The 18,914-nt window shown below is 40.5% G+C and carries 10 protein-coding genes; all 10 read right to left on the bottom strand.

Annotated features, from left to right (window positions below):
* Window positions 1-88: 88 nt before the first annotated feature.
* The 10 genes from NEOC65_RS01360 to NEOC65_RS01315 all read right to left on the bottom strand — a co-directional run bounded on the left by NEOC65_RS01360 (window position 89) and on the right by NEOC65_RS01315 (window position 18,739).
* Entirely contained in the window at window positions 89-3,094 is a 3,006-nt protein-coding gene (locus tag NEOC65_RS01360) for a leucine-rich repeat domain-containing protein (RefSeq protein ID WP_213155460.1), read from the bottom strand.
* A 547-nt stretch (window positions 3,095-3,641) separates the two neighbouring features.
* Window positions 3,642-5,492, bottom strand: a complete 1,851-nt coding sequence (locus tag NEOC65_RS01355; protein ID WP_213155459.1) for a leucine-rich repeat domain-containing protein — start codon at window positions 5,490-5,492, stop codon at window positions 3,642-3,644.
* A 417-nt stretch (window positions 5,493-5,909) separates the two neighbouring features.
* Window positions 5,910-8,591 (bottom strand): leucine-rich repeat domain-containing protein, encoded by a 2,682-nt coding sequence (locus tag NEOC65_RS01350; protein ID WP_213155458.1) that lies wholly within the window; start codon window positions 8,589-8,591, stop codon window positions 5,910-5,912.
* 750 nt (window positions 8,592-9,341) lie between these two features.
* Window positions 9,342-9,572: a transposase gene (locus NEOC65_RS09905; protein ID WP_213155480.1), complete on the bottom strand. Its 231-nt coding sequence runs from the start codon at window positions 9,570-9,572 to the stop codon at window positions 9,342-9,344.
* Between the two features lie 89 nt (window positions 9,573-9,661).
* The gene (locus NEOC65_RS01340) at window positions 9,662-11,656 is read right to left on the bottom strand and encodes a leucine-rich repeat domain-containing protein (RefSeq protein WP_213155457.1); all 1,995 of its coding nucleotides are present in this window, start codon (window positions 11,654-11,656) and stop codon (window positions 9,662-9,664) included.
* A 122-nt stretch (window positions 11,657-11,778) separates the two neighbouring features.
* Window positions 11,779-13,782 carry a leucine-rich repeat domain-containing protein gene (locus tag NEOC65_RS01335; RefSeq protein WP_213155456.1) on the bottom strand — a complete coding sequence of 668 codons (2,004 nt, stop codon included), beginning with the start codon at window positions 13,780-13,782 and terminating at the stop codon, window positions 11,779-11,781.
* Window positions 13,783-14,179: 397 nt separating this feature from the next.
* On the bottom strand, window positions 14,180-14,320 hold the full coding sequence (locus NEOC65_RS01330) for a hypothetical protein (RefSeq protein WP_213155455.1): 141 nt from the start codon (window positions 14,318-14,320) through the stop codon (window positions 14,180-14,182).
* A 19-nt stretch (window positions 14,321-14,339) separates the two neighbouring features.
* Window positions 14,340-16,163 carry a leucine-rich repeat domain-containing protein gene (locus NEOC65_RS01325; protein ID WP_213155454.1) on the bottom strand — a complete coding sequence of 608 codons (1,824 nt, stop codon included), beginning with the start codon at window positions 16,161-16,163 and terminating at the stop codon, window positions 14,340-14,342.
* Between the two features lie 682 nt (window positions 16,164-16,845).
* Window positions 16,846-17,988, bottom strand: a complete 1,143-nt coding sequence (locus NEOC65_RS01320; protein ID WP_213155453.1) for a cysteine desulfurase family protein — start codon at window positions 17,986-17,988, stop codon at window positions 16,846-16,848.
* Window positions 17,972-18,739: a Stp1/IreP family PP2C-type Ser/Thr phosphatase gene (locus NEOC65_RS01315; protein WP_249298958.1), complete on the bottom strand. Its 768-nt coding sequence runs from the start codon at window positions 18,737-18,739 to the stop codon at window positions 17,972-17,974. Before NEOC65_RS01315 ends, NEOC65_RS01320 begins: the two co-directional genes overlap by 17 nt.
* Between the last annotated feature and the right edge of the window lie 175 nt (window positions 18,740-18,914).

Genomic DNA, 18,914 nt, shown 5'->3' with positions numbered 1-18,914 from the left:
GTAGCTTAAAGGCTAGGGAAGATAGTTCCTCGTTTCTTTACCACAGCAAAGAACTGCACGAAAGATAATCCTTTCTTCATAATGCCGTCTAAAGTGGATTGCCCTCCATATTAAGCCTCCCTACCTTAGGAAGGTGAGAAATAATGGTTAGCTGGTTATAGCTTAAGTCAAGCTCTTGCAGCTGAGAAAGCTGCTCGATGGCTGCAGGAAGAACGGCTAGCTGGTTGTTCCTTAGGTCAAGCAAATGTAGCTGAGAAAGCTGCCCTATCTCTAAAGGAATAGCCATTAGCTGATTATTACTTAAGTCAAGAGTTTTCAGCTGCGATAGCTGCCCTATCTCTGTAGGCAGAGCGGTTAGCTGGTTGTTATCTAGGAAAAGCTTTCTCAGCTGAGAAAGCTGCCCTATCGCTGCAGGAACAGCGGTTAACTGGTTGCTGCTTAACCAAAGCTTTTGCAGCTGAGAAAGTTGCCCTATCTCAGCAGGAATAGCAGTTAGCTGATTAATACTTACGGCAAGTATTTTCAGCTGAGAAAGCTGCCCTATCTCTAAAGGAATAACGGCTAGCTGGTTGGCATGTAAGCCAAGCTCTTGCAGTTGGGATAACTGCCCTATCTCAGCAGGAAGAGCGGTTAGCTGGTTATAGTTTAAATTAAGCACTGCCAACTCAGCAAGCTGCCCTATCTCTGCAGGCAGGGCAATTAATTGGTTGAAGCTTAAATCAAGCTTTTCGAGCTGAGAAAGTTGCCCTATCTCAGCAGGAAGAGCAGTTAACTGGTTATTGTATAAGGCAAGTCCTTGTAGATGAGAAAGCTGCCCTATCTCGGCAGAAAGAGCTTTTAGCCGATTGCCTCTTAACAAAAGCAGTTCTAGCTGAGAAAGCTGCCCGATAGCCGCAGGAATAACCGTCAGATAGTTACAACTTAAGTTAAGGGCTTGCAGCTGCAATAGCTGCCCTATCTCGGCAGGAAGAGCGTTTAGCTGGTTGTTGCTTAAGTCAAGCGTTTGTAGCTGAGATAACTGCCCTATCTCTGCAGGAATAATGGTTAGCTGGTTATCACTTAAGGTAAGCATTTGCAGCTGAGAGAGTTGCCATATCTCTGCAGACAGGGCATTTAAGTGGTTGTTACTTAAGCCAAGCTTTTGCAGTTGAGAAAGCTGCCCGATTTCTGCAGGAATAGCGGTTAACTGATTATTGCTTAAGGCAAGAGTTTGCAGCTGAGAAAGGTGACATACCTCTTCGGGAACAATGGTTAGCTGGTTATCGTTTAAGTTGAGCGTTTGTAACTGAGAAAGCTGCCCGATGGCTGTAGGAATAGCAATTATCTGATTATTGTCTAAGTTAAGAGTTTGTAACTGCGATAGCTGCCCTATCTCTGCAGGGATGACAGTTAACAGGTTGCTACTTAAGCCAAGCGTTTGCAGCCGAGAAAGCTGCCCGATAGCCGCAGGAATAACGGTCAGATGGTTATTGTTTAAGGCAAGTCCTTGCAGCTGAAAAAGCTGCCCCAGGGCTGCAGGAATAGCGGCTAGCTGGTTCCTCCTTAAGCTAAGCCATTGCAGGTGAGAAAGCTGCCCGATTTCAGGAGGAATGATGGTTAGATGGTTACCGTCTAAGCTTAGAGCTATCAGCTGGGAAAGCTGTCCAATTTCTGGAGAAATGATGGTCAGATGGTTATCGCCTAAGACTAGAGCTATCAGCTGGGAAAGCTGCCCAATTTCTGGGGGAATAACAGTTAGCTGGTTGTTACTTAAGTCAAGCGCTTTAAGATGAGAAAGCTGCCAAATCTCGGGTGGTAAATAAGTCAAGCCTATCCCATCTAAGCTCAGGTCGGTGATATTATTACCATGTTTTTTTATCCACTGCTTTAACAGCTCTCCTTTTTTCTTTAAAGGTAAAGCTTTGATCTGAGGTTGGTTTAAGTAGTCTGTTCCCCCGGGTAGCTTCTGCCAGAGTAAAAGACGGTTAATATTGAGTAGATAGGAGGAATAATTAGAAAGGGTAAAGGCTTGGCTCTCCTTAGTATTTCCTTCAAATTTTGCAGGAGAAAGAGAAGCGGCTAAGTTAAAGAGTTTTTGAAAAATGTAGGGTACTTTTTCTTCAATAGAAAGATTTGGCTTAATTTCATAAATCTTATCTAAAATGCCAGCTTGTGCTATGAAATCCCCCTCCCCCTCAGGAAAATGAACCTGCATAATAGCGTTGTAAAGCGAAGCCATGGAAACAGGAGTAGTAGATGAAGAGGCAAGAGCTTGAATTTCTTTAGACGAGATAGTAGATGAAGAAGAAATAGAAGGTTGGAGAGCACCTGGGGCAAGACAGGAGGACTGCTGGTGAATTTGGCGCAGCTTTTCAACGACAAATTGCCTAACCTTTTTATTTTCTCCTAGTAATTTTTCCGTCCATTTATAGCTTATCTTTTCTTTCTCACTTAGCTCTTCGCCCTCCTGGCTCATCAATTCTTCAACTTGATTCTCTAATATCTTCTTTAAAATAGAATTTTCTTGAATGGAAGGCTCTTCTAACAGATTGAATAAGAGTTCAGTATAGCCTTTTTTAGGAGAGTTTGTAGAAGAAAGACTTTTCTCTTTACCTTTATCTTTACTATGAAAAGAAGGTGGAAGAGAAGGAACTTGCTGTGAAGATGAAGAAGCTTCGGAAGAACGTTTAAGGCAAAATTCAAGGTACGCTTGAGCTTTTTCATAGGTAGGAGTTAATTGCAAAGCTTGCAGTAAAGCTTCTATAGCAGTTGTATGCTCTCCTTGTTCAGCCAGTTCTTTACCTCGTAAAAAATGTCCTACAGCTTCTTGGCTAGGTTCATGCTTAATTTCCTCTAATGGATGGGATTCAGCCGTTTCAGCTAGGTGCCTCACTGTGTAGTTGGGTGCATGCCTTTCAATAAGCCTTCTATCTAGAGGACAAAGTTTATTGCGCGCCAAGCATTGGATAACGGTATCTTCATTAAAAGTATGGCCACAAGGAAACAAAGTAACTGCCCGAGTCATCAGCTCTCCTGAAACCGCATCTTCTATATTCTCTGAAACTGTTGTGCGGAAAGGTACCTGGGTGCTAGAAGTAGAAGATGAAGGGATCATAATAAACTCCTTAAAGTTTTAGGATAAGCAATTGCCTTATGTGTAGGTGGAGCCTACTTTTTTTAAGGTTTGCCTTACCTTTTCGTCAAAAACTTACTCTTTTCTCTCTTTTACAAGCAATTTTTATTTTTAATAAATAAAAACAGAGGATGTATGTAAGTTTTATAGAGCATTCACAATCTCTTTTACTCCTTCATAAATTTTTATCTTCTCATTCCGTGGGTTGTTGCTTTTAAATCGAACTAGTTATCATGCTCTTAAAAAGAGTATGATTTCTTTTAAGCTCCACCTTTTCATTTCGCCCTCATGTAACCCTAAAGCTTAATCTGGATGAGAACAAATGGCATTATATAAATAATTATTTTAGCTTCATCATCTCTAACAGGATTAACTAAAATCTAGAAGCATGGCATTACTTTCCCGGCAAAAAAATATATAGTAAGGGTGGTAACCACATCAATATTGTTTTAATAACCAATATATTTTCAAACCAAGAAATATATTATATTCCTCACTATTCATTTACAAAACAACAATTATTCCTACTTTAGGATATGCTTTGAAGAGGGTTGCCATCTGCTGTTACTGTAAGCCAAACACTATCTGGAAGCTTGGGAAGAGCGGTTAGCTGGTTATAGCTTAAGTCAAGATCGAGTAGCTGAGAAAGCTGCCCTATCTCTGCAGGAATAGCGGTGAGCTGGTTACCACGTAACCAAAGATTCTCCAGTTGAGAAAGTTGCCCTATTTCTACGGGCAGGAAAGTTAGCTGGTTGCTGTTTAAATGAAGCTTTTGTAGCTGCGAAAGCTGCCCTATCTCTGCAGGAAGCATTATTAGCTGGTTACTACGTAGCCAAAGACTCTCCAGTTGAGAAAGTTGCCTTATTTCTGCGGGAAGGAAGGTTAGCTGATTGCGATCTAAGATAAGATGTTTGAGTTGAGAGAGTTGTCCAATTTCTGCAGGAATAGTGGTTAGCTTGTTATTGCGTAAATAAAGTTTTTTCAGCTGAGAAAGCTGCCTGATTTCTGGAGAAAGAACGGTTAGCTGATTGTTGCTTAAGTCAAGGTCTTGTAGCTGAGAAAGCTGCCACAGTTCTGGCGGCAAAAAGGTCAAGCCTAGCCTCATTAATTTCAGGATAGTGATATTTTTAGCATGCTCTTCTATCCACTGTGTTAACAGCTCTCCTTTTTTCTTTAAAGATAAAGCTTTTATCTGGGGCTGGTTGAGATAATCGGTTCCTCCCGGTAGCTTTTGCCAGAATAAGAGCCGGTTAATATTTAGTAGATAGGAGGAATAATTAGAAAGAGTGAAGGCCTTGCTTTCCTTAGCATTTTCTTCAAATTCTGTAGGAGAAAGAGAAGCAGCTAAGGTAAAAAGCTTTTGAAAAATATAAAGGACTTTTTCTTCAATAGAAAGATTAGGTTTAATTTCATAAATCTTATCTAAAATGCCAGCTTGTGCTATGAAATCCCCATTGCCTTTAGGAAAATGAACCTGGAGGATTCCATTGTAAAGCAAGGTCATGGAAATAGACGCTGTGGAAGAAAGAGAAAGAGGTTGAATTTCATTAGTCGAGCTGATAGATGAAGAAGGAATAGAAGGTTGAGGAACGCCTGGGGCAACAGAGGAGGACTCTTGGTGGATTTGGCGCAATTTTTCAACGACAAATTGCCTAACCTTTTTATTTTCTCCTAATAATTTTTCCATCCATTTATAGCTTATCTTTTCTTTCTCATTTAGCTCTTCACCCTCTTGGCTCATCAACTCTTCGACTTGATTCTCTAATATCTTCTTTAAAATAGAGTTTTCTTGAATGGAAGGCTCTTCTAACAGATTGAATAAGAGTTCAGTATAGCCTTCTTTAGGAGTCTCTGTAGAAGAAAGGCTTTTTTCTTTACCTTTATCTTTACTATGAAAAGAAGGTGGAAGAGAAGGAACTTGCTGTGAAGATGAAGAAGCTTCGGAAGAACGTTTAAGGCAAAATTCAAGGTACGCTTGAGCTTTTTCATAGGTAGGAGTTAATTGCAAAGCTTGCAGTAAAGCTTCTATAGCAGTTGTATGCTCTCCTTGTTCAGCCAGTTCTTTACCTCGTAAGAAATGTCCTACAGCTTCTTGGCTAGGTTCATGCTTAATTTCCTCTAATGGATGGGAGTCAGCCGTTTCAGCCAGTTGCCTCATCGTGTAGTTGGGTGCATGTCTTTCAATAAGCTTTCTATCTAGAGGGCAAAGCTTATTGCGCGCTAAGCATTGGATGACGGTATCTTCGTTGAAGGTATGGCCACAAGGAAACAAAGTAACCGCCCGAGTCATCAGCTCTCCTGATACGGCATCTTTTATATTTTCTGAGACTGTGTTGCGGAAAGTTACCTGGGTGCCAGGAGTAGAAGATGAAGGGATCATGATAAGCTCCTTAAAGTTTTAGGATAAGTGATTGCCTTAAATGCTGGTCTAACCTGTTTTTTAAGTTCTTGCCTTACCTTTTCGCCATTAACTTATTCCTTTCATCTTTATTGATCAATTTTTATTTTAAGGAAAAAAAAGAAAAGCTTTGTTGGCATTTGGTAGAAGCTATAGCCGCTGTTTTTACCGCTTATCAATTTTTATCTCCTCTCTTTGGATTAGCCTCTCAAAGTTTTTACTCTCAAATCTTTCATTTCATAGTCTGAATAACCCGCTAAAAGGCTTAAGAGAAAAAATTTTTGTCAATTGTAGGCTACCTATCTGAAAACTTGGCCCAAAGGCTAGGAAAGATAGATTCCCGTTTATTCACCCAAGTAAACAAGCATACAAAAGATAGGATTGACTTCATAATGCCATCTAAAGGAGATTACCATCAATCTTGAGTAATCTTAGCTTAGGAAGATGAGGAATAATGGTTAGCTGGTTATGGCTTAAATTAAGCTCTTGCAGATGAGACAACTGCACTATTTCCATAGGAATGCTGGTTATTTGGTTGTAGCTCAAGTCAAGCTCTTGCAGCTTAGAGAGCTGTGCTATCTCCTTAGGAACAGTGGTGAGCTGATTGTGATCTAAGTTAAGTGCTAGCAGCCGAGATAACTGCCCTATTTCCGCAGGAACAGCGGGCAGCTGGGGAAAGCTTACACTTAGATCAAGTCCTTCCAACTCTTCCAACTGATCCCACTGAAACTGCCTTATTTCCGCAGAGATACTGCTTATCTGGTTGTAGCTTAAGTTAAAGACTTGCAGTTGAGAAAGCTGCCCTATCTCTGAGGGAAGAGCAGTTAGCTGATTATTGCTTAAGACAAGAGTTTGCAACTGCGATAACTGCCCTATCTCAGCAGGTAAAGCAATTAACTGGTTGTTACTTAAGCCAAGCCCTTGCAACTGAGAAAGCTGCCCTATCTCTGCAGGAAGAGTGGTTAGATGGTTGTTATGTAAGGAAAGCGCTCTCAGCTGAGAAAGCTGCCCTATCTCTGCAGGAATAGTGGTTAGCTTGTTTTCGCTTAGCCAAAGCTCTCTCAGCTGAGAAAGCTGCCCAATGGCTGCAGGAACAGCGGTTAGCAGGTTGCTATCTAACCTAAACGTTTGCAGCCGAGAAAGCTGCCCGATTTCCGCAGGAAGAGCAGTTAACTGGTTGTTATGTAAACAAAACATTTGCAGCCGGGAAAGCTGCCCAATAGATGTAGGGATAGCCGTTAACTGGTTTTTTCTTAAGTCAAGCTCTTGCAGCTTGGAAAGCTGCCCAATAGATGTAGGAATAGCCGTTAACTGGTTGCCGTCTAAGCCAAGGCTTTGTAGCTGAGAAAGTTGCCCCATTTCCGCAGGGATGGTGGTTAGCCAGTTGTTGCTTAATAAAAGCAGTTGTAGCTGAGAAAGCTGCCCTACCTCTACAGGAATATTGGTGAGTTTGTTGTTGGTTAAGTCAAGCGTTTGCAGTTGAGAAAGCTGCCCTATCTCTATAGGAATAGTGGTGAGTTGGTTATTGCATAACCAAAGTTCTCTCAGCTGAGAAAGCTGCCCAATGGTTGCAGGAACAGCGGTTAGCAGGTTGCTATCTAGCCTAAACATTTGCAGCTGAGAAAGCCGCCCTACCTCTGCAGGAATAGCAGTTAACTGGTTGAAGTTTAAGTAAAGCGTCTGCAGCTGAGAAAGGTGTCCAATAGATGAAGGAATAACAGTTAGCTGGTTGTTACTTAAGTTAAGCGCTTGAAGATGAGAAAGCTGCCAGATTTCTGGCGGTAAATAAGTCAAGCCTACCCAATCTAAGTCCAAGGTAATAATATTTTTACTATGCTTTTCTATCCACTGCGTTAACAGCTCTCCTTTTTTCTTTAAAGGCAGAGCTTTTATCTGGGGTTGGTTGAGATAATCGTTTCCTCCCGGTAGCTTTTGCCAAATTAAGAGGCGGTTAATATTTAGTAGATAGGAGGAATAATTAGAAAGGGTAATAGCCTTGCTTTCCTTAGCATTTTCTTTAAATTCTGTAGGAGAAAGAGAAGCAGCTAAGTTAAAAAGTTTTTGAAAAATATAAGGAACTTTTTCTTCAGCAGAAAGAGTAGGCTTAATTCCATAAATCCTATCTAAAATGCCAGCTTGTGCTATGAAATCCCTATTCCCCTCAGGAAAATGAACCTGAAGGATTGCTTTATAAAGCGAGGTCATGGAAATAGGAGTAGTAGATGGAGGAGAAAGAGGTTGAATCCCTTTAGACGAGATAGCAGATGAAGAAGAAATAGAAGGTTGGAGAGCACCTGGGGCAAGACAGGAGGACTGCTGGTGGATTTGAAGCAGCTTTTCAACGACAAATTGTCTAACCTTTTTATTTTCTCCTAATAATTTCTCCGTCCATTTATAACTTATCTTTTCTTTCTCATTTAGTTCTTCACCCTCTTGGCTCATCAACTCTTCGACTTGATTCTCTAATATCTTCTTTAATCTAGAGTTTTCTTGAATGGAGGGCTCTTCTAGCAGATTGAATAGAAGTTCCGTATAGCGTTCTTTAGAAGACTCTGTAGAAGATAGGCTTTTTTCTTTACCTTTATCTTTACTATGAAAAGAAGGGGGAAGAGGAGGAAGTTGCTGGGAAGATAAAGAAGCTTTGGAAGTGCGCTTAAGGCAAAATTCAAGATAGGCTTGGGCTTTTTCATATGTAGGAGCTAATTGCAAAGCTTGCAGTAAAGCTTCTATAGCAGTTGCATGCTCTCCTTGTTCAGCCAGTTCTTTACCTCGTAAGAAATGTCCTACAGCTTCTTCGTTAGGTTCATGCTTAAGTTCTTCTAATGGATGAGACTCAGCTGTTTCAGCCAAGTGCCTCACTGTGTAGTTGGGTGCATGCCTTTCAATAAGCCTTCTATCTAGAGGACAAAGTTTATTGCGTGCTAAGCATTGGATCACGGTATCTTCGTTAAAGGTATGGCCACAAGGAAACAAAGTAACTGCTCGAGTCATCAGCTCACCTGAGACCGCATCTTCTATATTCTCTGAGACTGTAGTGCGGAAAGTTACCTGAGTACTAGAAGTTGAAGATGAAGGGATCATAATAAGCTCCTTAAAGTTTTAGGATAAGTGACTGCCTTAAATGCTGGTTCAAGTTGATTTTTAAGGTTTTGCCTTACCTTTTCGCCATTAAATTACTTTTTTTATCTTTATTGATCAATTTTTATTTTAAGAGAAATAAGAAGAGCTTTGTTTACCTTTGGTAGAAGCTATAGCCGCTTTTTTTACCGCTTATATTTATTTTCACTTTCTATGAGGGTAGTTTCCTATAGCGAACATCATTTACAAAGCTTTTTTTAAAGCAATACATCGCCGTTTCGACAAGCGATCTTCTATGATAACCACAAAGCTTTTTCTAAAATTGCCTAGCCTCATCGTCTCTTCCCAAGTCTTGAATGACTTTTAAGTTATCATTTCTTTTTTCACCCAAGGTTTGTCCGCATCTTGGCATAATCTTCCTCCTCTTCTTAGAGGCCCTACAAGATCTATGCCCCGAACATATGATGATCGATAGAAAGGTTGCTTATCATAGGCACCCTCTCTATAAGTGGTTTTTACGCCCTTTGGCAGCTTGGGGATCATTTGGCTCGCCACTAAATCATCGGCTTGATTAATCGAGATCAATTTATTTAAAAATGATCTCATGCAAGCCTGTGCAAACGCTTAAGTGAATCTTTCTCCAAGTCCTTCATGCTTTGCCATGCTGGCGTACTTTCCACTCTCCTTTGCCATAAAATTTCATCCAAGTAGAATCAAAGACTATGCCTGTTGGAACGCTTGCGGTTTAACTTTTTAAGCTCCTGCCCAAGCCTCTTTAATGAGCCGGCAGATGCGAGTGTGAAAAGGAACAGGCAGCTTTTGGAAGTCAGCAAAGTAGCCAGCGACAAAGGAATCTTTAAAACAGCTTAGGAGGGGCAAATGATAAATCGCTTTAATCATCAACACGCATAAGATAGCTTCAGCAGAGTAAATTCTTGGGAGTCCCTTCTTACCCGTGCTTTTATTTTCCCTCCATCCTTTAATGGTTTCATCCGAGAACTATAAAGTTATGCTTCCTTTTTGCACTAAAGCTTTGAGTTTAAGAAAAGCTTTTACCCTTTTCATGGTATACTCTAAAGGGGATTACCATTAGCTGAAAACAACCAAAGCTTAGGAATCAGCCCGATGATGTCTGCAGGGATAGAGGTTAGATGGTTGCCGTCTAAACAAAGCCCTTTCAGCTGAGAAAGCTGCCCAATTTCTGCAGGAATAGCGGTTAGTTGGTTGCCGTTTAAAGAAAGAACTTGCAGATGAGAAAGTTGCCCAATGGATGGAGAAAGAGTGGTTAGCTGATTGTTATCTAATTTAAGCTGAAACAACTGAGAAAGATGATAGGTGGGCGATGGAAGGATGGTTAGCTGGTTGTTAGTTAAGCCAAGGTTTCGCAGTTGAGAAAGCTGCCCTATTTCTGCAGGAATAGTGGTTAGCTTGTTATTGCTTAACCAAAGCCATTCCAGCTGAGAAAGTTGCCCAATTTCTGCAGGAATAGTAGTTAGCTTGTTATTGCTTAACCAAAGTTTTTTCAGCTGAGAAAGTTGCCCGATGGCAGCAGGCAGAGCAGTTAACTGGTTGCGATCTAATTTAAGCTGGCACAGCTGAGAAAGCTGCCCAATTTCTGCAGGAATAGCGGTTAGCAGGTTGTTGCTTAAACAAAGCACTTGCAGCTGAGAAAGCTGCCAAAGCTCTGGGGGTAAAGAGGTCAAGCCTAACTCCTCTAAGTTCAGGTGGGTGATATTTTTACCATGTTCTTCTATCCACTGCGCTAACAACTCTCCTTTTTGCTTTAAAGGTAAAGATTTAATCTGTGGTTGGTTCAAGAACCCTGCTCCTCCTGGCAGCTTCTGCCAGATTAAGAGGCGGTTAATGCCCAGCAGGTAAGAGGAGTAATTAGAGATGGTAAAAGCCTTACTTTCCTTAGTATTTCCTTCAAACTCTGTAGGAGAAAAAAAAGTGGCTAAGGTAAAAAGCTGTTGAAAGATGTAGGGTACTTTTTCTTCAATAGAAAGAGTAGGTTTAATTTCATAAATCTTATCTACAAAATCAGCTTGTACTATAAAATTCTCCTTCCCCTCAGGAAAATGAACCTGGACAATTGCATTGTAAAGCGAGGTCATGGAGAGAGGTGTTATAGATGAAGGAGAAAGAGGTTGAAGTTCTTCAGCAGAGCTAAACAAAGACGAGCTAGAAATAGAAGGTTGAGAAGTAGCGTTAAACCAAGAAGTGTTAATAATAGCAGGTTGAGAAATAGGACTAAATAATGAAGAGCTGGAAATAGAAGGTTGAGGAGCAACCGAGACAAGGCAAGAAAAGTCCGAGTAAATTTGACGCAGTTTTTCAACAACAAATTGCCTAACCTTTTTATTTTCTCCTAATAATTTTTCCGCCCATTTATAGCTTATCTTTTCTTTCTCATTTAGCTCTTCACTCTCCTGGCTCATCAATTCTTCAACTTGATTTTCTAGTATCTTCTTTAATATAGAGTTTTCTTGAATGGAAGGCTCTTCTAACAGATTGAATAAAAGTTCAGTATAACTTTCTTTAGAAGAGCCTGTAGAGGAAAGGCTTTTTTCTTTGCCTTTATCTTTAATCAAAAAAAGAGGAGGAACTTGCTGCGAAGATGAAGAAGCTTCGGAAGAGCATTTAAGGCAAAATTCAAGGTAGGCTTGGGCTTTTTCATAGGTAGGAGTTAATTGCAAAGCTTGTAGTAAAGCTTCTATGGCACTGGCATGCTCTCCTTGTTCAGCAAGTTCTTTACCCCGTAAGAAATGTCCTACAGCTTCTTCGCTAGGTTCATGCTTAATTTCTTCTAAGGGATGGGATTCAGCTGTTTCGGCTAAGTGCCTCACCGTGTAGTTGGGTGCATGCCTTTCAATAAGCCTTCTATCTAGAGGACAAAGCTTATTACGTGCTAAACATTGGATGACGGTATTTTCGTTGAAGGTATGGCCACAAGGAAACAAAGTAACTGCTCGAGTCATCAGCTCACCTGAGACCGCATCTTCTATATTCTCTGAGACTGTAGTGCGGAAAGTTACCTGGGTGCTAGAAGTAGAAGATGAAGGAATCATAATAAGCTCCTTAAAGTTTTATGATAAGCGATTGCCTTAAATAAGGCTAGGGAAGGTAGATTTACCTTTATTTACCAACGTAAAGAAGTGCACAAAAGACAGATCTACCTTCATAATACCATCTAAATGAGATTACTCTCAATATTAAGCATTCTTACCTTAGGAAGGTGTGGAACAACGGCTAGCTGGTTGCGGATTAAGTCAAGCCAATCTAGCTGGGAAAGCTGCCCGATTTCCGCAGGAATAGCGGTTAGCTGGTTGTTATGTAAGCTAAGCATTTGTAGCTGAAAAAGCTGCCCTACCTCAGCAGGAATAACGGTTAGCTGGTTGCAACCTAATTCAAGCCTTTGTAGCTTAGAAAGCTGCCCAATGGCTGCAGGAATAGCCGTTAACTGGTTGGAGCTTAAGTCAAGCCAATTTAGCTCAGAAAGCTGCCCTATTTCCGGAGGAATAGCGGTTAGCTGGTTACTACCTAAACAAAGCCTTTGTAGCTTAGAAAGCTGCCCAATGGCTGCAGGAATAGCAGTTAGATTGTTGAAGCTTAAGTCAAGCTTTTGCAGCCTAGAGAGCTGACTTATCTCGGCAGAAATATTGGCTATCTGGTGGTAGCGTAAGTCAAGCTTTTGCAGCCTAGAGAGCTGGCCTATCTCGACAGGAATAGCAGCTAGTTGATTGAGATTGAGGGTTAAGTAGAGCTCTCGCAGTTCAAAAAGCTGCCAGAGTTCTCCAGGCAGGGTTGTTAGCTGGTTGCAACATAAGTCAAGCGTTTGTAGATGAGAAAGCTGCCCTATTTCTGGAGGAAGAGTAGTTAGTTGATCATTGCTTATGGAAAGGCAGGATAGCCGAGAAAGTTGCCAGATCTCGGGCGGTAAAAAGGTCAGGCCTACCTCTACCTCATCTAAGTTCAGTTTGATAATGTTTTTGCCATGCTTTTCTATCCACTGCTTTAGCAGTTCTCCTTTTTTCTTTAAAGGTAAAGCTTTTATCTTTGGCTGGTTGAGATAATCGGTTCCTCCAGGTAGATTTTGCCAAAGTAAGAGGCGGTTAATATTTAGTAGATAGGAAGAATAATTAGAAAGGGTCAAGACCTTGCTTTCCTTAGAATTTTCTTTAAATTCTGTAGGAGAAAGAGAAGCAGCTAAGGTAAAAAGTTTTTGAAAAATATAAGGAACTTTTTCTTCAGCAGAAAGAGTAGGCTTAATTCCATAAATCCTATCTAAAATGCCAGCTTGTGCTATGGAATCCCCGCTTCCCTCAGGAAAATGAACTTGGACGATTGCCTTGTAAAGCGAAACCATGGAAATAGGGGTAGTAGATGAAGTAGAAATAGAAGGTTGAGGAGCAACCGAGGCTAGACAAGAGGACTGCTGGTGGATTTGCCGCAGTTTTTCAACGACAAACTGCCTAACCTTTTTATTTTCTCCTAATAATTTCTCCGTCCATTTATAGCTTATCTTTTCTTTCTCATTTAGCTCTTCACCCTCTTGGCTCATCAACTCTTCGACTTGATTCTCTAATATCTTCTTTAAAATAGAGTTTTCTTGAATGGAGGGCTCTTCTAACAGGTTGAATAAGAGTTCAGTATAGTCTTCTTTAGGAGAGTTTATAGAAGAAAGGCTTTTCTCTTTACCTTTATCTCTACTCTCAGTAAAAAGAGGGGGAAGTTGCTGGGAAGATAAAGAAGCTTTGGAAGAGCGTTTAAGGCAAAATTCAAGATAAGCTTGAGCTTTTTCATAGGTAGGAGTTAATTGCAAAGCTTGAAGTAAAGCTTCTATAGCAGTTGTATACTCTCCTTTTTCAGCCAGTTCTTTACCTCGTAGGAAATGTCCTACAGCTTCTTCGCTAGGCTCATGCTTAAGTTCTTCTAATGGATGGGCTTCAGCCGTTTCGGCTAGGTGTCGCACCGTGTAGTTAGGTGCATGTCTTTCAATAAGCCTTCTATCTAGAGGACAAAGTTTATTGCGCGCTAAGCATTGGATAACGGTATCTTCATTGAAGGTATGGCCACAAGGGAACAAAGTAACAGCCCGAGTCATCAGCTCTCCTGAGACGGCATCTTCTATATTCTCTGAGACTGTAGTACGGAAAGTTAGCTGGGTGCTAGAAGTAGAAGATGAAGGGATCATGATAAGCTCCTTAAAGTTTTAAGATAAGCGATTGCCACAAATGCTGGCCTGACCTGCTTTTTAAGGTCGTGTCTTATCTTTTCGCCATTAACTTATTCTTTTCATCTTTATTGATCAATTTTTATTTTAAGAGAAAAAAAACATTCCTACTTGATAGAAGCTATAGTCGCTGTTCTTACCTTTTATCAATTTTTATCTCATCTTTTTGGATTAGCGTCTCAACGTTTTTGCTCTCAAATCTTTCATTTTATAGCCTGAATAACCTACTAAAAGGCTTAAAAGGGAAAATTTTTGCCAATTGTAAGCTACCTATCTGAAACCTTGGCCCAAAGGCTAGGAAAGATAGATTCCCGTTTATTCACCAAAGTAAAGAAGAATATAAAAAGCAAGTTTCCCTTCATAATATCTTCTTAAGAGGGTTATCATCAATCTTGAGTGATCTTAGCTTAGGAAGGTATGGAATAACGGCTAATTGGTTGCTATCTAACAAAAGCGCTTGCAAACGAGAAAGCTGCCCTATCTCAGTCTCATTAGGCAAGGGGTTAGCCTGTTATTGCTTAACCAAAGCGCATGCGTATGCAGCTGAGAAAGCCGAGACTCAATTTCCGCGGAATACAGGCTCGCTGGTTGTTGCTTAACCAAAGCGTATCCAGATGAGAAAGCTGCCCTATCTCGGCAGGAATAATAGTTAGCTGGTTATTACTTAAGTTAAGCGATTGCAGCTGAGAGAGCTGCCCTATCTCTGCAGGAATAATGGTTAGCTGGTTATCACTTAAGGTAAGCATTTGCAGCTGAGAGAGTTGCCATATCTCTGCAGGAATAATGGTAAACTGGTTGCGGCATAAGGCAAGGCTTTGCAGTTTAGTAAGCTGCCCTATCTCGGCAGGTAGAGCGGTTAACTGATTATCGCCTAAGTTAAGCACTTCTAGCTTAGTAAGCTGTCCTATTTCAGCAGGAATAGCGGTTAGCTGGTTGTTATATAACCAAAGCCCTTGCAGCTGAGAAAGCTGTCCTATTTCTGGTGGAAGAGTAGTTAACTGATTATTACTTAAGTTAAGCGTTTGCAGCTGAGAGAGCTGCCCTATCTCTGGCGGTAAAATGGTCAAATCTAACTCCTCATCTAAATCCAGTTTGGTAATGTTTTTACCATGCTTTTCTATCCACTGCGTTAACAGCTCTCCTCTTTTCTTTAAAGGTAAAGCTTTGATCTGAGGTTGATTGAGATAATCGTTTCCTCCAGGTAGCTTTTGCCAAATTAAGAGGCGGTTAATATTTAGTAGAAAGGAGGAATAATTAGAAAGGGTAAAGGCTTGGCTCTCCTTAGTATTTCCTTCAAATTCTGTAGGAGAAAGAGAAGCGGCTAAGGTAAAAAGCTTTTGAAAGATGTAGGGTACTTTTTCTTCACTAGAAAGATTGGACTCTATTTCATAAATTTTATCCAAAATATAAGCTTGTTCTATAAGATTCTCATTCCCCTCAGGAAAATGAACCTGCATAATAGCGTTGTAAAGCGAGGTCATAGAAATAGGAGATGGAGAAACAAGAGGTTGAATTTCTTTAGACGAGATAGCAGATAAAGAAGAAATAAAAGAGTGAGGAACGCCTGGGGCAAGAGAGGAAGACTGCTGGTGGATTTGCCGCAGCTTTTCACCGACAAATTGCCTAACCTTTTTATTTTCTCCTAGTAATTTTTCGGTCCATTTATAGCTTGTCTTTTCTTTCTCCGTTAGTTCTTCGCTCTCCTGGCTCATCAACTCTTCGACTTGATTCTCTAATATCTTCTTTAATATAGAATTTTCTTGTATAGAAGGCTCTTCTAGCAAATTGAATAAAAGTTCCGTATAGCGTTCTTTAGAAGACTCTGTAGAAGAAAAGCTTTTTTCTTGGCCTTTATTTTTAATCGAAATAAGAGGAGGAACTTGCTGCGAAGATAAAGAATTTTCGGAAGAGCGTTTAAGGCAAAATTCAAGATAGGCTTGGGCTTTTTCATACGTAGGAGTTAATTGCAAAGCTTGCAGTAAAGTTTCTATAGCAGTTGCATACTCTCCTTTTTCAGCCAGTTCTTTACCCCGTAGGAAATGTCCTACAGCTTCTTGGCTAGGTTCATGCTTAATTTCTTCCAAGGGATGGGATTCAGCCGTTTCAGCTAGGTGCCTCACCGTGTAGTTGGGAGCATGTCTTTCAATACGCCTTCTATCTAGAGGACAAAGCTTATTGCGCGCTAAGCATTGGATGACGGTATCTTCGTTAAAGGTATGACCACAAGGAAACAAAGTAACAGCCCGAGTCATCAGCTCACCTGAAACCGCATCTTCTATATTCTCTGAGACTGTAGTGCGGAAAGTTACCTGAGTACTAGAAGTTGAAGATGAAGGGATCATAATAAGCTCCTTAAAGTTTTAGGATAAGTGATTACCTTAAATGCTGATGTAACCTGCTTTTTAAGGTCTTGTCTTAACTTTTCGCCATTAACTTATTCTTTTCATCTTTATTGATCAATTTTTATTTTAAAGAAAAAAGGAAGAGAAGCTTTGCTCGCATCGGGTAGAAGCTATAGCTGCTATTTTTACCGCTTATATTTATTTTCATTTTCTATAAGGAAAGATATGGGAAAAATTTCTTAGGAAGTAAAAGATAAATTTATCTTGAAAAAGAAACTCCTTATAGGCTTTTCAGCTACTTCTTATGCAGCCCGGTACTTTATAAAAACCCCTATCATTAAGAAGAAAGACACCTTGGAGAAAGTTGGATATGTAGGCTAAGTTTTTTTAAAGCCTATTATTTGCCAATATCTCCGTAAGGGAAAACAAAGGTGTTTTTGGATGACCTGTAAATTTAAGTGAAATAAAACAAAATTTAATTTAACAAGAAAGGTTAGCTCTCTAACACATCCAAAATATATTAAAGCGCTTTAAGGTTTAAGGAGAAATTTTATAGGGTAGGATAACTGGAAACATTTTATGTGCTATAAAAAATTATCAATCGACCTCTTCTAGAAAGAACGTCAGCATTTTTTTCCATGTATGTCTGGCTTATTTGCAAGCCTCTATTCTTAAAGATAGCTTATAAAGCCTTTAGTTTGGTTACCAAGTTCACAATTATATTAATTGCACGATCTATTTCTTCTTGAGTGACATACCGGCTTAAAGAAAAGCGAATCGACTCTCTTACTCTTTTTAAAGGAATCCCCATGTTAAGAAGAATACGTGAAGGCTCCATGGCTCCTGAGGAACAGGCAGACCCATGGCTAGCAGCAATTCCTGCCATATCTAAAGCCGCTAACAATGTTTCTCCATCTACCTCGTCAAAACTTAGGTTGACTGTATTGCAAACTCTGTCCCCCTCTCCATTCACGTGCACTGCCTCGCCTAAATGCTTTTTTAAAGACTCTTCAAAATAGATCCTTAATTTTAGCATCTTTTCAGAAGCTTCTGGTAAAGCTTGGGCGAGTATTTGCATGGCTGCAGCCATTCCAGCAATATCGGCCAGATTTTCAGTTCCTCCGCGACGGTTATATTCTTGCAGCCCTCCGTGCAATAAGGGGAGTAATTTTTGAGAAGATTTTAGATAAATAAATCCAGAGCCTTTAGGAGCATGAATTTTATGCCCACTAAAGGACATTGCTGACACACCTGCAGGAATTTCTAATGGCTCTTTACCAAGCAAAGCTACACCGTCTACAAAAAAAGGAACATTTGCCTCTTCTGCTATCTTGGCGATCGCTTTAATATCTGTTTTCACTCCTGTTTCATTATTTGCCCCTATTAAAGCAATCAATCGGGTATGGGGGCGAATAGCAGCAGCTACATCTTTTGGCAGAACAGCCCCATGCAAACCTGCCGCAAGAGATGTAACCTCAATTCCTTGATGCTGCAATAAATCCATCACGCTATGCACACAGGCATGTTCAACGTTAGAGGTCACTATATGCCCTTCAGTTAACGCACCTAGGATACCGCGAATGGCCATATTCGCTCCCTCTGTACCTCCAGAAGTAAAGATGATCTCTTGAGGACGTACTTTAAGATAGCTAGCAATAGCCTGGCGTGCTTGGCTTAAAACCTGGCGGGCTTCACGGCCAAAGGAATGAGGACTAGAAGGATTTCCTGGATAGGTGCGTAAGACTTCAGTCATTACCTGGATGACATGAGGATCCACACAAGTGCTGGCGTTGTTATCTAGATAAATTCTATTCACGCGTTTCATCGATTTTAATAATCACTAAGGTGATATTATCATGCCCACCTTTTGCATTAGCTTTGGCAACTAGGATGTGGGCAGCGGCCTCAATATTTTGAATGTTGTTGAGAACGGATTCAATTTCTTTGGTGCTCAGCATATCGGTAAGGCCATCCGAACACATTAGATAAATGTCATTTTTAGCTACATCGCTAATATGCACAGAAGGCTCCACCGATTTTTCTGTGCCTACCGCTTTAGTGATAATGTTTTTATAGATAAATTTATCTTTACTTCGTTCATTCACTTGACCTAAGTCCACTAACTCCCTTAGCAAAGAATGATCTTTAGTTAATTGTTGAAGACGAGCGTTGTGTAAACGATAAATTCTACTGTCCCCTACGTGAGCATAAATAATACCCTGCGGATGGCAGAGTAAGCAGCATAGGGTGGTTCCCATTCCCCGCCACTCCTTTTCAGCTTTGCTCAGCTCATAGACAGTATGATTAGCATGCTCGATAGATAGCTGAATAAGACCATGTGCTTCATCAATTGAGAGCGAAGGGCCAGCGATAGCAAGTGTTTGCTGCAAGTGCTCACAAAGAGCTTTAGCTGCCTCACGTGCCGCTACCTCCCCTGCACGATGTCCCCCCATGCCATCTGTTAAGACCACAAAGTCTAACTCATGCACATGCGTCCAAAAATCTTCATTATTTGAGCGTACAAGGCCTTTATCTGAAATGCCGTAAACGGAGACCTTATAATACTTTAAGTTCATAAACATAGAATTTTTGAGGAAAGGCCTTACTAATCAGCTGCATTTTAATGAAGAAATCATAACTCATTACAGATTTTTTTACTAGATGGGAGTAGAGAGAAGGAAAGCAAGCTCAATGGGTAATTCTTGCCCTCTATCAAAATTGCTTAGGCACTTGATAGAGGGTAAGCTTTTT

The organism is Neochlamydia sp. AcF65 (genome assembly GCF_018342435.1).
Lineage (GTDB): Bacteria > Chlamydiota > Chlamydiia > Chlamydiales > Parachlamydiaceae > Neochlamydia.
The sequence above is the reverse complement of the archived record's forward strand: the minus strand, read 5'-3'. Positions and strand labels throughout refer to the sequence as shown.

Coding starts and splice junctions, on each gene's coding strand:
- NEOC65_RS01350 (WP_213155458.1), bottom strand. CDS start 8,591: ATGATCCCTTCATCTTCAACTTCTAGTACTCAGGTAACTTTCCGCACT.
- NEOC65_RS01335 (WP_213155456.1), bottom strand. CDS start 13,782: ATGATCCCTTCATCTTCTACTTCTAGCACCCAGCTAACTTTCCGTACT.
- NEOC65_RS01325 (WP_213155454.1), bottom strand. CDS start 16,163: ATGATCCCTTCATCTTCAACTTCTAGTACTCAGGTAACTTTCCGCACT.
- NEOC65_RS01340 (WP_213155457.1), bottom strand. CDS start 11,656: ATGATTCCTTCATCTTCTACTTCTAGCACCCAGGTAACTTTCCGCACT.
- NEOC65_RS01315 (WP_249298958.1), bottom strand. CDS start 18,739: ATGAACTTAAAGTATTATAAGGTCTCCGTTTACGGCATTTCAGATAAA.
- NEOC65_RS01320 (WP_213155453.1), bottom strand. CDS start 17,988: ATGAAACGCGTGAATAGAATTTATCTAGATAACAACGCCAGCACTTGT.
- NEOC65_RS01360 (WP_213155460.1), bottom strand. CDS start 3,094: ATGATCCCTTCATCTTCTACTTCTAGCACCCAGGTACCTTTCCGCACA.
- NEOC65_RS01355 (WP_213155459.1), bottom strand. CDS start 5,492: ATGATCCCTTCATCTTCTACTCCTGGCACCCAGGTAACTTTCCGCAAC.